We start from the raw sequence: 15,197 nt of genomic DNA on the forward strand, positions 1-15,197 counted from the left end.
TAGGACACCGCCGGACTTCTTTTCAGTCGAAATGGCCACCCAACGTTGGGTGGCCATTTCGCATTTACGGGCACTTTTTCCCGGGAAGGACAGTCATGTCTACGGACGACGCGAACGATCGCAGGAGCAACGAAGGGCGCTCGGGCGACCGCGCGTCCGGGCGTGGACAGTCCTCCCGTGGCAACGATTCTTCGTCGCGGAGCGACCGCCCGTTCCGTCGCGACGGCGAAGGTTCGGGTCGTGCACGTCGTGAGGGTGACTCGCGTCCGTTCCGCCGTGAACACGATGGTGGCGCGCGCCCTTCCGGTCGCGACGGTGGCGGCACGGGTCGCCCCGCGCGTGACGGTGATCGTCCGGTTCGTCGCGATGGAGATCGGCCTGTTCGTCGGGATGGGGGTCGTCCGTTCCGTGGTGACGGGGATCGTCCGGTTCGTCGGGAGGGTGACCGTCCGGTTCGTCGGGAGGGTGACCGTCCGGTTCGTCGGGACGGGGATCGTCCGTTCCGTCGGGAGGGTGACCGTCCGGTTCGTCGTGATGGCGACCGGCCCGTGCGTCGGGATGGGGATCGGCCGTTCCGACGCGATGGCGAGCGGCCCGTTCGTCGTGACGGTGACCGTCCGGTGTGTCGCGACGGCGATCGCCCCGTGCGTCGGGACGGGGATCGTCCCGTCCGTCGTGACGGGGATTCCCGCGGCTTCTCCGGCACGGACCGTCGTCCGACGGGCGACCGTCGTCCGGGTGCCGGGGCGCCCCGCAGGTTCGACCGCGAGGACTCGCGGGCCACGCGGCCGCCTCAGGACCGTCGCGAGCGCGGCCCCGAGATCCCCGAGGAGATCACCGCCTACGATCTGCCGGGCGCGGCGCGCAACGAGTTGAAGACCCTCAGTAAGGACAACGCCGACAACGTCGCCCGCCACCTCGCGATGGCGGCTCGCGTGATCGACGAGGACCCGGAGCTCGCCCACCAGCACGCGCTGGCGGCATCCCGAAGCGCGGGACGCGTTGGCGTGGTCCGGGAGACGGTCGCCATCACTGCTTATGCGGTGGGGGACTTCGCCCTGGCGCTTCGCGAGCTGCGCACGCACCGCCGCATCACGGGCTCCGACGACCAGCTCCCGCTCATCGTCGATAGCGAGCGCGGTGTCGGTCGCCCGGATCGTGCGCTCGAGGAGGGTCGCGCGGTCGACCGGTCGACGTTGTCGGTCCCGGTGCGCGTGCAGCTGGCGATCGCCATGTCCGGCGCGCGACTCGACCTCGGCCAGGCCGATCGCGCTTTGCAAGAGCTCGAGATCCCCGAGGCCGACCCTGACCGCGCGTTCGAATGGAGCCCCGCGCTCTTCTCCGCTCGCGCTGCGGTGCTCGAAGAGCTCGGACGCGCGGACGAGGCCGAAGAGTGGGAGCGTCGCGCGTCGATCGCGGCCGACGCGCTCGACGCGGCCGCCGGTGTCGCCGACCGCGAGGTGATCGTCGTCGAGGAGATCGAGCTCATCGATGACGAAGGCGGTGTGGATGTGGCATCCGGAGTCATTCCCCTCGAGGAGGACCGAGAGGACTCGGTCGAGTCCGGAGGCGACGAGCACGTCGTCGACGTCGACGGAGAGAGTGCCCCCGTCGATGTGAACGCCGACGGAGTCGACGACGTGTCGAGTGACGAGGAAGACGCGCGATGATCTTCGGGCGCAGCACCCCTCCCCCGACGCCCCTCGACGGCATCGACGTCGTGCTGGCCGACCTGGACGGTGTCGTGTACGCCGGGCCGGGTGCTCTCCCGCACGCGGTCGACAGCCTGAACCGCGCCCAGCAGGAGGGGCGCCGGCTCGGGTACATCACCAACAATGCTTCGCGTACCGATGCGTCGGTGGCGGAGCACCTCACCTCGCTCGGGTTGCGTGTCGCGCCGGATGACGTCACGACCAGCCCGCAGGCGGCGATGCGTCTCATGCGCGATCTGGTTCCCGCGGGTTCGACCCTGCTGGTCGTCGGCGGAGAGGGCCTCGTCGTCGAGGTCGAGAAGGCGGGATTCGTCGTGACGCGCAGTGCGGACGACGATCCGGCCGCCGTCGTCCAGGGGTTCGCGCCGGACGTCGGGTGGGTCCATCTGGCGGAGGCGGCCTACGCTCTGGCCACACCGGTCGAACAGGGGGGCATCCCCTGGGTGGCGACCAACTCGGACTGGACCATTCCGCAGGCTCGTGGCATCGCACCGGGCAATGGCACGCTCGTGTCCGCCGTGCACACGGCCGTCGGCCGACTGGCGACGATCGCAGGCAAGCCCGAGCGGCCCATCTTCGACGTCGCCGTCGCCCGTACGGGCGCGCAGACGCCGCTGTTCATCGGCGACCGTCTCGACACCGACATCCAGGGCGCGCGCACCGCGGAGATGCGGTGCTTGCTGGTGCTGACGGGGATCGATCGTCCCAAGCAGATCCTCGCGGCACCGCCCTCGCAGCGCCCGGACTACATCGTTGAAGACCTCCGGCAGTTGTTCGAGCCGTACCCCGCCACGGTCGTCAAGGGCGAACGTACCCGCGTGGGCGATGCGATCGTCGAGATCGACGGCGTCGATCTGCGGATCGTGAACGACGGAGGCCGCCAGATCGACCTCCTGCGCGCGGGGGCCGCAGCCATCTGGAACAGCGGACGGGCGATCTTCGGCTTCCGGGTTCCCGAACAGCTCTACGCGGACCCGTTCCGCGTGCGCTGACGTCGTAGCATGGCATCCATGTCCGACAGCTCCGCCCCGGATGCCGCCGGGCTCATCGATCGGCTGCGCCTCATCGAGGAGCAGCCCCTCGACACCCGCGCGGCCGCCTACGCCGCCGTGCACGAGGAACTGGCTCGACGCCTCGAGTCCGCACCCGCCGATCCGTCCTCGCCGTCGTGACCTCGCGCCTCGACGCCGAACTCGCCGCGCGGGGACTCGCGCGCTCGCGCTCGCACGCGGCGCAGCTGATCTCGGGCGGCCTCGTGACCGTGAACGGACGCCCGGTGGTCAAAGCGGCGGCCCAGATCGAGGCCGAGAGCGTCATCGAGGTCGCCGGCGCGGACCACTACGTCAGCCGCGGCGCTCACAAGCTGCTCGCGGCTCTCGACGCCTTCGGCCTGGAGGTGCGGGATCGCGTCGCCCTCGACATGGGGGCATCGACGGGCGGCTTCACGCAGGTCCTCCGCGAACGTGGGGCGCGACCGGTGATGGCCGTGGATGTCGGGCACGGACAGTTATCCACCGTCATCGAGGCGGACCCCGACGTGGTGTCGGTCGAGGGGTATAACGTGCGGTTCATGACCGCCGACTCTCTCGCCCACGCCACCGGCGTCGCCGAGCGTGCCACCGTGGTGACGGGGGATCTCTCTTTCATCTCGCTGGAGCACGTGCTGCCCGCCGTGGTCGCCACGGCAGCACCCGATGCCGACATCGTGCTGCTTGTGAAGCCGCAATTCGAAGTGGGGCGTACGTCGGTGAAGGGCGGGCTCGTGACGGACCCGGCGCTGCGGTCGGATGCCGTGCACGGCGTCCTCTGGGCGGCATGGGATGCGGGGCTGAAGACCGCGGGTCTGATCGCGTCCCCCGTCGTCGGCACGCATGGCAACCAGGAGTACGTCGCGTGGTTCTCGGCCACTCGGGGCAGCGACCCCTCAGAATGGGAGAGCACCGTGACCCGACTGACCGGAAGCCGATGACCCCCAGCGATCGCCGAATCCTCCTCGTCGTCCACGCGCGCCGTGACGACACCGTCCATGCCGCCGAGCGCATCCTGACCGCCGTGCGGTCTGCCGGTGCCACACCGGTGGTGTCCGCGGAGGACCGGCCCGAACTGGCGGAGCGGCTTTCGCTCGACGGCGTGCAGACCCTCGGCGTCGACGTGGGTATCGATGAGGTCGAGCTGGCGATCGTCCTGGGCGGCGACGGCACGATTCTGCGGGCGGCCGAGGTCGTCCGCGGCGGAACGGTCCCCATCCTCGGGATCAACATGGGCCACGTCGGCTTCCTCGCCGAGATCGAACGCGACGACATGGACGACGCCGTGCGCCGGGTGATCGACCGCGACTATGTCGTGGAAGAACGTCTCGCTCTCGCCGTGCGTGTCCTCGACGCCGACGACGAGGTCATCTTCGAGACCTGGGCCCTGAACGAGGCCACCGTCGAGAAGGCCAGCCGGGAGCGGATGCTCGAGGTCGTCATGGAGGTCGACGGACGACCGCTGTCGTCGTTCGGGTGCGACGGCATCGTCGTGGCGTCCCCGACCGGGTCGACCGCCTACAACTTCTCGGCCGGGGGGCCCGTCATCTGGCCGACGGTCGAGGCCATCGCCGTCGTCCCCCTCTCGGCACATGCTCTGTTCGCCCGCCCGCTGGTGGTCAGCCCCGACGCCATGGTGGCCGTCGAGGTGCTCGAGCGCACCAGCGGCAGCGGCATCCTGTGGTGCGACGGTCGTCGCTCGCACGAGCTGCCCCCGGGCGCCCGCGTGATGGTGCGCCGTTCGTCGCGCCCCGTCCGCCTCGCACGCCTTCACCCCGCGGCCTTCACCGACCGCCTCGTCCGCAAGTTCCGACTCCCGGTCACGGGGTGGCGTGGGATGCCGGGGGGTGCGGCGTGATCGAGGAGATGCGGCTGCGCGACCTCGGGGTCATCGCCGACGCGACGCTTCCGATCGGGCGGGGCTTCACCGCGATCACCGGTGAGACCGGCGCGGGAAAGACGATGGTGGTGACCGGCCTGGGACTGCTGCTCGGCCAGCGCGCGGATTCCGGCGCGGTGCGCAAGGGGGCGGCTCAGGCTGCCGTCGAAGGCGTGTGGCTCGTCCCCGAAGAAGGGGTGGTCGCCGCGCGCGTGCGCGAGGCCGGCGGTGACGTCGAGCCCGTCGGCGGCGGGTCCGCCGAGCTCTATCTCGGACGCACCGTCTCGAGCGAGGGGCGTGGCCGAGCCACCGTCGGCGGCCGTACGGCCCCCGCGGGGGTTCTCGCCGACCTGGCCGACGACCTCGTGGTCGTGCACGGGCAGTCCGACCAACTGCGTCTGAAGTCCTCGTCGGCCCAGCGCGACGCCCTCGACCGCTTCGGCGGTGAGCCCGTCGGCGCCGCTCGGACGGCGTACCGCGCCGCCTGGGACGTCTGGCGCAGGCTGGATGCCGAACTGACCACCCTCACCGCGGACCGCGATGAGCGGGCGCGCGAGGCGGAGCGACTGCGCGCGGCCATCGCCGAGATCGAGGCCGTGGCTCCCGTCGCCGGCGAGGAGGAGGAGCTGGCTCGCCGAGCCGAGCGCCTCGCCAACGCCGAGGACCTGCGCGTCGCCGCCGTGACGGCGCACGCCGCTCTGTCGAGCGAGGACGGCTCACCCGATGTCGTCACGCTTCTGGCGGAGGCCCGCCGAGCCCTCGAGCGGATCTCGGGTAGCGATGAGGCGCTCGCGGAGATCGGCGCGCTCGTCACCGATCTCGGGTACCGCGCGACCGATGCCTCCGTCGCCCTGTCGGGCTACCTCGCCGATCTCGATGAGTCCGGCCCGCACGAGCTGGCCGCGGTGGACGAGCGACGTGGCGTGATCGCGGGGCTCGTCCGCGCGCACGGTTCCGTGGACGCGGCGATCTCGTTGCTCGAGACGGGTTCGGCCCGCCTGGTCGAGCTCGACGACGACGGCGACCGTCTACAGAGGCTCGAGACGCAGCGCGACGCGGCCGCCGCCGAACTCGACGCCGCAGCGGAGGCGTTGACCGCCGCGCGACGCGAGGCCGCCGAACGGCTGAGCGCTGCCGTCACCGAGGAGCTGCACGCGCTCGCTCTTCCCGACGCCCGTCTGAGCGTCGACGTGGCGCCCGCGACCCCGGCCGGTCATGGCCGCGACGAGGTCGCGATCCTGCTCGCTCCGCACCCGGGCGCCGACCCTCGGCCCGTCTCTCGGGGGGCGTCGGGTGGAGAGTTGAGCCGTGTCATGCTCGCGATCGAGGTCGTCATCGCGGGTGTCGACCCCGTTCCGACCTTCGTCTTCGACGAGGTCGACGCCGGTATCGGCGGCGCAGCGGCGATCGAGGTCGGCCGTCGTCTCGCCCGGCTCGCCGAGTCTTCGCAGGTGATCGCGGTCACGCACCTCGCCCAGGTTGCGGCCTTCGCCGGGAACCACCTGACGGTCGTCAAGGGGAACGACGGAGCGGTCACGGCATCCAGTGTCCGACGCTTGGACGGTGCGGAACGCGAAGCCGAGATGGCCCGCCTGTTGTCGGGGCTCAGCGATTCGGATGCCGCTCTGACCCACGCCCGCGAGCTGCTGGAGACCGGGCGATCCCGATGAGGCGACCGACGAGGACGAGCCGGGCAGCCGGTGGCCCTCGTCGTCGACGGACGGGTCTGATCTGACATTCGCCGCCGGTCCGTTCTCTTCGGCGGCGACGTCGAGCTGATCCTTTCACCCACTGTGCGCTCGTCTCCACCGCTGTGGTCGGCACACGCCGACGCGGCATCGTCACGCGAACGTGACGTGGATGTCGGAGGGGGGTGCGACACTCGGAGTCGAACCCCCACACGCGACTGATAGGATCGAAGCCCGTGATGCAGACTTCGGACGCGGGACAATCAGACGGCACGACTTTCACGACGAAGCACATCTTCGTCACCGGAGGTGTCGTCTCCTCCCTGGGAAAGGGCCTGACGGCGGCAAGCCTCGGCAACCTCCTCACGGCTCGCGGTCTCCGCGTGGTCATGCAGAAGCTCGACCCGTATCTGAACGTCGATCCCGGAACGATGAACCCGTTCCAGCACGGAGAGGTCTTCGTCACCGATGACGGCGCCGAGACCGATCTCGACATCGGCCACTACGAGCGCTTCCTCGACATCGAGCTGAGCCAGGCGGCCAACGTCACCACCGGCCAGATCTACTCGCAGGTCATCGCGCGCGAGCGTCGGGGCGAGTACCTGGGCGACACCGTGCAGGTCATCCCGCACATCACCGACGAGATCAAACGTCGCATGCGCCTTCAGGCGAGCGAGCAGCCGCAGCCCGACGTCATCATCACCGAGATCGGCGGCACCGTCGGCGACATCGAGTCGCAGCCCTTCATCGAGTCGGCTCGTCAGATCCGCCACGAGCTCGGACGAAAGAACGTCTTCTTCGTGCACGTCTCGCTGGTCCCCTTCATGGGAGCCTCGGGAGAGCAGAAGACCAAGCCCACCCAGCACTCCGTCGCCACCCTGCGTTCGATCGGTATCCAGCCCGACGCGCTCGTGCTGCGCAGCGACCGGCCGGTCACCGAGTCGAACAAGCGCAAGATCGCGCTCATGTGCGACGTCGACGAAGATGCCGTGGTCAACGCGATCGACGTCCCGAGCATCTACGACATCCCCTCGATGCTGAACGACCAGGGCCTCGACGGGCACATCGTCGACGCCCTCGACCTCGACAAGGCGAGCGACGTCGATTGGTCGCGCTGGCAGCGCGTCCTGCAGGCGGTGCACAATCCCAAGCACGAGGTCACGATCGGTCTCGTCGGCAAGTACATCGACCTGCCCGACGCCTACCTCTCGGTCACCGAGGCCATCAAGGCCGGTGGTTTCGGCCAGGAGACCCACGTGAAGATCACGTGGATCCCCTCCGACCAGTGCGAGACGCCCGAGGGCGCCGCCAAGGCGCTGGGCGCGGTCGACGGCATCATCGTTCCGGGCGGCTTCGGCATCCGCGGCATCGAGGGCAAGCTCGGAGCCTTGCGCTTCGCGCGAGAGCAGGGCATCCCAACGCTCGGCATCTGCCTGGGCCTGCAGTGCATGGTCATCGAGTACGCGCGCACGGTCGCCGGTCTCGACGGGGCGTCGTCGAGCGAGTTCGATCCCGACACCGCGCACCCGGTCGTGGCGACGATGGCCGAGCAGGTCGACATCCTGCAGAGCGGCGACCTGGGCGGCACGATGCGCCTCGGGCTCTACCCGGCGGCCCTCTCGGAGGGATCCCTCGCCGCGGAGGTCTACGGATCGAGCACCATCTCGGAGCGCCACCGCCACCGCTACGAGGTCAACAACGCCTACCGCCAGCAGCTGAGCGACGCGGGCCTGGTGTTCTCGGGCGTGAACCCCGATCTCGACCTCGTCGAGTTTGTCGAGCTGCCGCGTGACGTGCACCCGTACTACATCGCCACCCAGGCCCACCCTGAATTGCGCTCGCGGCCGACCGAGCCGCACCCGCTCTTCCGCGGTCTCGTCGCGGCGGCGTTGGATCGTCACCGCTCGAGCGAGCTGTTCGACGTCGAAGAGGACTGACGTGGAGGAGCTGCGCGACGAGAAGGTCGACCTCGAGCTGGTCTCGACGGACCTTGTCTACGAAGGCGCCGTCTGGGACGTGCGCTCCGACACCGTGCGGTACGGCGACGGCGAGATGACCCGCCAGTACGTCGAGCACCCGGGTGCGGCCGCGGTCGTCGCGCTCGACGACGACGAGAACGTCGTGCTCATCCAGCAGTACCGCCACCCCATCAAGGAACGCGACTGGGAGATCCCGGCCGGTCTCCTCGACGTGGCCGGCGAGCCTCCTCTCGAGACGGCGAAGCGCGAGCTGACCGAGGAGGTCGACCTCGAGGCCGACCGCTGGCAGCATCTCGTGTCGATCCACACCACGCCCGGGGGAAACGACGAGGTCGTGCACCTCTTCCTCGCCCGCGGTCTGCGCAGCGTCGAGACCGACTACGAGCGGGAGCACGAGGAGTCCGACATGCGCGTCGAACGCGTGCCTCTCGCGGACGTGATCGACGGAGTGCTCGCGGGACGCCTGCGCAACGGCATCCTGGCCACGGGCGCTTTGGCTGCCGCAGAAGTGCTGCGCCGCGAGGCGTCCACCCGCTGACGTGGAACTCGAGCGGGCGGTCGAGGCCTACCTCCGGCACGTCGCCCTCGAGCGCGGTCTTTCCGACCACACGGTGTCGGCCTACCGCCGCGACCTCGCGGTGTACGTCGGGTGGCTCCGCGCGCGCGGCCTCGGCGCCGTCGAAGAGGTGACTCCCGCCCTCGTCGCGGACTTCGCGGGGGAGCGGGCCTCGACGGAACCGCCGCCCGCGTCGTCGTCGCTCGCTCGTCTGCAATCGTCGGTGCGCGGATTGCACCGGTTCCTCGTGCGGGAAGGTCGGGTCGACGCGGACCCGAGCGGCAGACTTCGACCCCCGAAAACCCCGCGGCGGCTCCCGAAGGCGCTGACCATCACGCAGATCGACGAGCTCCTGGATGCCGCGGGTCCCGCGCCGGGATCAGCGGACGCGTCCGCGGCGGAGCCGTCGGCGGTCCGCGACCGGGCCCTGCTCGAGCTGTTGTACGCGACCGGGGCGCGCGTCTCGGAGATCGTCCAGCTCGACGTCGACGACACCGCCCACGGAGACCTTCTGCGCGTGCGCGGAAAAGGCGACAAGGAGCGCGTGGTGCCGGTGGGGTCGTACGCGCAAGCCGCGATCGAGGCCTACCTCACCCGGGTACGCCCGGCCTGGGCGGCGAAGGCGCGTGCGACGCCTCGGCTGTTCCTGGGCGTGCGCGGTGCCCCGCTGTCGCGCCAGAGCGCCTGGCTCATCATCCAGGCCGCGGCGGAGCGCGCGGGACTGACGGCCCACGTGTCGCCGCACACGCTGCGCCACTCCTTCGCCACCCACCTGTTGCAGGGCGGTGCCGACGTGCGGGTCGTGCAAGAACTACTCGGTCATGCCTCGGTGTCGACGACGCAGATCTACACGCACGTGTCGGTCGACGCGCTCCGCGACGTGTACGCGACGTCTCACCCTCGGGCGAGGTAGGGACGGCATCCGGCGCCTTCGGCGGGTGAGGGGACCGGGGCGGTGCGGGTACGGGGCCCGACAGCGCCCTGAGACACTAGAGGGATGACCGCCACCCTCGTCGCACAGGGCCTCGCCGGGGGCCACGGACACCGCACGCTCTTCGACGGCGTCGACCTGACGGTCGCACCGGGAGACGTCGTCGGTGTGGTCGGGGCGAACGGGGCCGGTAAGTCGACTCTGCTGCGCCTGCTCGCCGGCGTCGACGAGCCGCAGGCGGGAACGGTCAGCCTCGCTCCCGCCGACGCGTTCGTCGGCTGGCTGCCGCAGGAACACGAGCGCGTGGCCGGAGAGACGGTCGCGCAGTACATCGCCCGACGGACGGGCGCCGCCGAGGCGACCCGCGAGATGGATGCCACGGCGGCAGCGCTCGGCGACCCTGCGGCTGTCGGAGCCGACGACGCCTACGCGACAGCCCTCGAACGATGGCTCGCAAGCGGCGCCGCCGACCTCGACGAGCGGATGCCGGTGGTGCTCGCCGACCTGGGGCTGGAGGTCGGTGCGGATGCCGAGATGACGGGTCTGTCCGGAGGCCAGGCCGCGCGCGTGGGTCTGGCAGCTCTGCTGCTGTCGCGTTTCGACATCGCCCTGCTCGATGAGCCGACCAACGACCTGGACCTCGACGGGCTGGAGCGTCTCGAGACGTTCGTGCGCGGGCTCCGCGGCGGCGTCGTGCTCGTGAGCCACGATCGCGAGTTCCTCGCCCGTTCGGTGACGCGCGTGCTGGAGCTCGACCTCGCGCAGAACTCCCACCGGGTCTACGGCGGCGGGTACGACGCGTACCTCGAGGAGCGCGCCACGCTGCGGCGTCAGGCGCGCGAGAAGTACGAGGAGTACGCCGACACCAAGGCCGACCTGGTCTCGCGCGCCCGCACGCAGCGGGAGTGGTCCAGTCAGGGCGTCCGTAACGCGATGAAGAAGTCGCCCGACAACGACAAGATCCGCCGCAAGGCCGCCACGGAATCGAGCGAGAAGCAGGCGCAGAAGGTGCGCCAGATGGAGAGCCGGATCGCCCGTCTCGACGAGGTCGAGGAACCGCGCAAGGAGTGGCAGCTCGAGTTCACGATCGGTTCGGCACCGCGGTCCAGCTCGGTCGTCTCGACCCTGTCGGGCGCGGTCTTCCGCCAGGGCGACTTCGCCCTCGGTCCTGTCTCGCTGCAGGTGAATGCGGGGGAGCGCATCGGTATCACGGGGCCGAACGGTGCCGGAAAGTCGACGCTGCTGCGTGGCATCCTGGGCCGTCAGACGCCGGACGAGGGGTCGGCGAGCCTGGGCGCGAGCGTCGAGATCGGCGAGATCGACCAGGCCCGGTCGCTGTTCGTGGGAGAGCGAGCGCTCGCGGAGACGTTCGAGGGGTTCGTGCCCGAGATGAACGCCGGCGAGGTGCGAACGCTGTTGGCCAAGTTCGGTCTCAAGGCCGACCACGTCACGCGTCCGGTCGACGGGCTGTCGCCGGGAGAGCGCACGCGCGCGGGGCTCGCTCTGCTGCAGGCGCGCGGGGTGAACGTGCTCGTGCTCGACGAGCCGACGAACCACCTCGACCTGCCGGCGATCGAGCAGCTCGAGCAGGCGTTGGAGTCGTACACGGGGACGCTGCTGCTGGTCACGCACGACCGACGCATGCTTGCGGCGGTGCAGACCGACCGTCGCTGGCGCGTCGAGGCGGGGCAGGTCACGGAGCTGTAGAGCGGTCAGGGCACCCGGCCCCGGTGCGCTGTCCGGCCTCGTCGAGCGTGCGCCGGCCGCCGGCCCCGGTGCGCTTGGCCGGCGGGGCCGACCGTGCCTCCGGGCAGCGGCCCCGGCCTAAGATCCGAGGCGCGGGGCGGACGCCGCCGAGCCCGCCGATACTTACGCAGAAACGCTTTCCACGCCTAGAAACGCGTGCAGCACGTGTTTCCGGGCGCAGATCGCGTTTATGCGTGGTGAGGGGGCCGAGTCAGCGGCCTTGGCGCTTCTTGTAGGGCTTGGGCTCGCCCTTCACGATCGGGGCGCGGCCCTTGCCCTTGTTCGCCTTCGCTTTGCCGCCGCCGGGAGCCTTCTGCCGGGGCGCCGCGGGAGGAGCATCGGCGATGCGACGGTGGGCCTCCTCGAGCAGCAGCTCACCGGCCGGCAGCAGCCGCGTGGGCGCCGTGCGCTGCACGAGGGGCTGGCCGACCTCCTCCTCGAGCTTGTCGACGGTGGTGTACAGCGAGGCAAGGGGGATACGCAGCTTGTCGGCCGCGCGCGGGAAGTGCAGCTCCTCTGCGAGGGCGGCGAACCGGACGAGGTGCTCGAGCTTCATGGCATCCATTCTCCCGTGTTGCGAGGTGCGGCGTTGAGCGTCCAGGACACGCCACCTCGCGCGGGGCGGAGGCGGCGTGTCCTGGACACTCGACGGGAGGGGACGACGGAGCCGCGGGTCAGGCGGCGGCCGCGGCGAGGAAGCGGTCGGCGGTGCGCAGCGACAGGGCCATGATCGTCAGCGCGGGGTTGGCCGCGATGGCGGAGGGGAAAACCGAGTTGTCGCAGATCCAGAGGTTCGGGATCTCGTGCGAGCGCCCGTCGGCGTCCACCACGCCGTCGGACGGGTCGTTCGACATGCGGCACGTGCCGATGGTGTGCGCGGTGCGGGCGAGGACCATGGTCTCGCGAGCCCCGGCGGCCTCCATCACCCGCAGCATGAACGCGGTGGCGTGCTTGTCGATCGCCTTCTCGTTCTCACCGGCGGTGAAGCTCACCCGAGCGCGGGGGATGCCGAACTCGTCGGTCTCGTCGACCAGCTCGAGCCTGTTGTCGTCCGACGGCAGGCAATCGGCGTTGACGCCGATACCGGCCATGAACCGTGACTGATCGAGCCGCTGCATGAGCTCGGGACCCCAGAGGCCGCCGCCGCGCACGAGCGTGGTCGAGAAGGTCAGGGGCATGACGCCGAGGCTCTGCACGAGGTAGCCGCCGGCGAAATCCGCATCGGCGGGACGCATCATGTCCTCGCTGATGAGCGACGAGGGGTATCCGCGGTGCCCGCGCACCGGCTCGTCGAACCGCCCCCACACCTGGGTGGCGCCGTGGGCGAGGAAGTTGCGGCCGACCTGGCCGTTGTCGTTCGCCAGGCCCGTGTGCAGCAGCAGGCGCGGCGTCTCGACGCCCCCACCGGCCAGGACGAGTGCGCGGCAGCGCTGGCGACGATCGACGCCGCCCTTGCGGTACAGGACCGCCTCGACACGGCCGCGGGCGTCGAGCTCGATCCCGTGCACCATCGACTCGCTGCGGATCTCGGCGCCAGCCGCGACCGCCGCGGGCAGGTACGTGTTCGCGGTGGAGGCCTTGGCATCCACCCGGCATCCCTGGTGGCATTCTCCGCAGTTCACGCAGGCGCTGCGCTCGCCGTGGTGGTCTTGCAGTCGTGCCCGCGTGAGCACCGCCGCGGGCGCGTCGGCCCAGCGGACGCCGAGGGCCTCGCAGCCCTTCGCGACGAGATTCGCCGGGGCGTTGCGCTTCGCCGGGGCGTAGGCGTATCGGCGCGATGGATCCCAGGGGTACGGGGTCGGTCCGGACACACCGATGTCGCCCTCGACGCGCTCGACGTAGGAGAGCAGTTCGTCGGGGTCGACCGGCCAGTCGCGGCCCACACCCGACTCGGTGCGCAGCGCGAGGTCGCGGCGATCCGGGCGCGGGGTGAACGCGCCCCAGTGCAGCATCGAGCCGCCGACGCCGCGTCCGCTGTTGTTCGGGCCGAAGGCCGTGGGGTCGTCGCCGCCGCTGAGTCGCTCCGACATCCAGTTGATCTCGACGGCCTCGGTCTCGTCGGGGGTGAGGTCGTCGAGCGAGAAGTGCCGCCCCGCCTCCAGCGCCACGACGGTGAGTCCCTTGCGCGCCAGCTCGGCGGTGAGAGGGGCGCCGCCGGCACCGGTTCCGACCACCACGACATCGACGATCTCCTCGTCGGTGTAGGTGCGCATCGCTTCGAGGTTCATGCCGCGTCTCCCGTCGCGATCGTGCCGCCGACATTCGCCGGCTCCCAGTCTTCGCGGCGTCCGAGACGCAGCTCCACGTATCCGCGGATGGGTCTGCCGCCGGTGGCGAAGCCGTCGTACCCGACGCGCGCCATGCTCGCCGGGTGCGCGAGCCACTGCCGGACCAGGTCGTTCCGTACGTCTTCGAGCCACGTCTCGAGCTGAGCGGAGTCGAAGGGACCCTCGGCATCCGACTCGCCCTCGACGGCGGCGCGGAAGGTCTCGGCCCGCTCGGCGGGATCGGTGGGCCAGGTGGTCGCCAGTTGGTCGAGCCCGGTGCGGTACGCCTCGACGTCGACGGGCAGGTCGGCGTTGCGCCAGCCGTCCCCTTCGCCGCGGGCGAGCTGCGCGTCGACGCGTCCGGCGATGTCGATGGCCGGCCCGTCCTGCGGAACGACGAGGTCGGCGATCTCGCGCAGCAGGGTCAGCTGCGCCAGGTTCAGCGCCGCGGGAGCGTAACCGCGGTCGTCGGGCATGCCACGGCGGGCCAGGATGCCGCGGACCCGGCCGTCGACGCGATCGCCCGCGATCAGACGGGCCCAGTCCTCCGGCACCACGGGTCCGACCCGCACCTCGTCCGCGATGAAGCGGGAGATCGCCTCGGCCGCCTCGGCCGGGCGCTCCAGCGGGATCATGTGCCCCGTGTCGGGGAGGGCCCTGAACCGCGCGCGGGGGTAGACGGAGGCGAGCAGCTCGGGCTGGGCGGACGCGCCGAGATCGGCGTCGTCGGTGCCGGCGAGCACGAGCACGGGCAGGTCGAGCGTTTGCACCTCGACGGTCGCGTCGACGCGGCTCCCCGTCTCGAGCCACGCGCGCCACGCGGTGGGCGAGGTGCGGCGGAGGTCTGCGAGGGCGAGCGAGTGCGCCCCGGCATCGAGGGGTTCGGCCGTGTTCTGGTCGATGAAGGTCTCGGCGTCGTGCTCGGAGATGGCTCCTTCGTCGACCCACGAGAGCATCCGCTCACGACGCTCCTCGTCCATGGGTTCGGGGCGTGGCGGAGAGGGCGCCATCAGCACCATGCCGCGCAGCCCGAAGAGAGGGGCCTCGCCGCGGAGCACGCGCGCTGCGACCAGAGCGGCGATCTTGCCGCCCATGCTGTGGCCGCCGAGCATCCACGGACCGTTCGCGTGCTCGGAGAGGTGCCGGACGACGTGGTCGACGGTCTCGTCGAGCGTGGCGTCAGGGGCGCTCGCGGCGGAGCCGAAACCGGGCAGGTCGATGCCCTGCACGCGCACGTCGCCCGCGAGCTCGTCGGCGAGACGGTCGAAGGATCCAGAGCTGGCCCCCAGCGCGTGCAGCAGGTACAGGGTGAGGGGTGCCCCGTCTGTGGCGGGAGCGGATTCGGTGGGCATGCACTCACGCTCGCTTACGAGAGGGGCCGCGGAGGGTCGCTTGCGCAACGGCACGATTT

General features: G+C 70.9%; 14 protein-coding genes. 11 read left to right on the forward strand and 3 right to left on the reverse strand.

Features of this window, described 5'->3' with window-relative positions:
- Nucleotides 1-177 precede the first annotated feature (177 nt).
- The 11 genes from AB6V29_RS04025 (at nt 178) to AB6V29_RS04075 (ending at nt 11,480) form a co-directional block, all read left to right on the forward strand.
- Nucleotides 178-876: a hypothetical protein gene (locus AB6V29_RS04025; protein ID WP_369357183.1), complete on the forward strand. Its 699-nt coding sequence runs from the start codon at nt 178-180 to the stop codon at nt 874-876.
- A complete protein-coding gene (locus tag AB6V29_RS04030; RefSeq protein ID WP_258027990.1) occupies nt 873-1,670 on the forward strand; it encodes a hypothetical protein in 798 nt (265 codons plus the stop codon). Before AB6V29_RS04025 ends, AB6V29_RS04030 begins: the two co-directional genes overlap by 4 nt.
- Entirely contained in the window at nt 1,667-2,704 is a 1,038-nt protein-coding gene (locus tag AB6V29_RS04035) for an HAD-IIA family hydrolase (protein WP_369357185.1), read from the forward strand. The genes AB6V29_RS04030 and AB6V29_RS04035 overlap by 4 nt, the downstream gene beginning before the upstream one ends.
- Before the next feature lie 18 nt (nt 2,705-2,722).
- Entirely contained in the window at nt 2,723-2,884 is a 162-nt protein-coding gene (locus AB6V29_RS04040; protein ID WP_180993495.1) for a hypothetical protein, read from the forward strand.
- Nucleotides 2,881-3,681 (forward strand): TlyA family RNA methyltransferase, encoded by an 801-nt coding sequence (locus tag AB6V29_RS04045; protein WP_307313316.1) that lies wholly within the window; start codon nt 2,881-2,883, stop codon nt 3,679-3,681. The genes AB6V29_RS04040 and AB6V29_RS04045 overlap by 4 nt, the downstream gene beginning before the upstream one ends.
- The gene (locus AB6V29_RS04050; protein WP_103211006.1) at nt 3,678-4,598 is read left to right on the forward strand and encodes an NAD kinase; all 921 of its coding nucleotides are present in this window, start codon (nt 3,678-3,680) and stop codon (nt 4,596-4,598) included. Before AB6V29_RS04045 ends, AB6V29_RS04050 begins: the two co-directional genes overlap by 4 nt.
- Entirely contained in the window at nt 4,595-6,289 is a 1,695-nt protein-coding gene (gene recN / locus AB6V29_RS04055) for a DNA repair protein RecN (protein WP_210072792.1), read from the forward strand. The genes AB6V29_RS04050 and recN overlap by 4 nt, the downstream gene beginning before the upstream one ends.
- A 257-nt stretch (nt 6,290-6,546) precedes the next feature.
- On the forward strand, nt 6,547-8,244 hold the full coding sequence (locus tag AB6V29_RS04060; protein WP_210074117.1) for a CTP synthase: 1,698 nt from the start codon (nt 6,547-6,549) through the stop codon (nt 8,242-8,244).
- Nucleotide 8,245: 1 nt separating this feature from the next.
- Nucleotides 8,246-8,824: an NUDIX domain-containing protein gene (locus tag AB6V29_RS04065; protein ID WP_369357187.1), complete on the forward strand. Its 579-nt coding sequence runs from the start codon at nt 8,246-8,248 to the stop codon at nt 8,822-8,824.
- A gap of 1 nt (nt 8,825) precedes the next feature.
- On the forward strand, nt 8,826-9,755 hold the full coding sequence (xerD, locus tag AB6V29_RS04070; protein ID WP_369357189.1) for a site-specific tyrosine recombinase XerD: 930 nt from the start codon (nt 8,826-8,828) through the stop codon (nt 9,753-9,755).
- Nucleotides 9,756-9,839: 84 nt separating this feature from the next.
- Entirely contained in the window at nt 9,840-11,480 is a 1,641-nt protein-coding gene (locus tag AB6V29_RS04075) for an ABC-F family ATP-binding cassette domain-containing protein (RefSeq protein ID WP_307313305.1), read from the forward strand.
- A gap of 250 nt (nt 11,481-11,730) precedes the next feature.
- Here the strand turns inward: AB6V29_RS04075 and AB6V29_RS04080 are convergent, their stop codons facing one another.
- The 3 genes from AB6V29_RS04080 to AB6V29_RS04090 form a co-directional block, all read right to left on the reverse strand.
- Nucleotides 11,731-12,075 carry a LysR family transcriptional regulator gene (locus AB6V29_RS04080; RefSeq protein ID WP_210072800.1) on the reverse strand — a complete coding sequence of 115 codons (345 nt, stop codon included), beginning with the start codon at nt 12,073-12,075 and terminating at the stop codon, nt 11,731-11,733.
- Nucleotides 12,076-12,193: 118 nt separating this feature from the next.
- Entirely contained in the window at nt 12,194-13,747 is a 1,554-nt protein-coding gene (locus AB6V29_RS04085; RefSeq protein WP_369357192.1) for a GMC family oxidoreductase, read from the reverse strand.
- Nucleotides 13,744-15,138, reverse strand: coding sequence for an alpha/beta fold hydrolase (locus AB6V29_RS04090; protein ID WP_369357194.1), 1,395 nt, complete (start codon nt 15,136-15,138; stop codon nt 13,744-13,746). Before AB6V29_RS04090 ends, AB6V29_RS04085 begins: the two co-directional genes overlap by 4 nt.
- Nucleotides 15,139-15,197 lie beyond the last annotated feature (59 nt).

The sequence above is a fragment of the Microbacterium sp. 20-116 genome (assembly GCF_041079415.1).
Classification (GTDB): domain Bacteria; phylum Actinomycetota; class Actinomycetes; order Actinomycetales; family Microbacteriaceae; genus Microbacterium.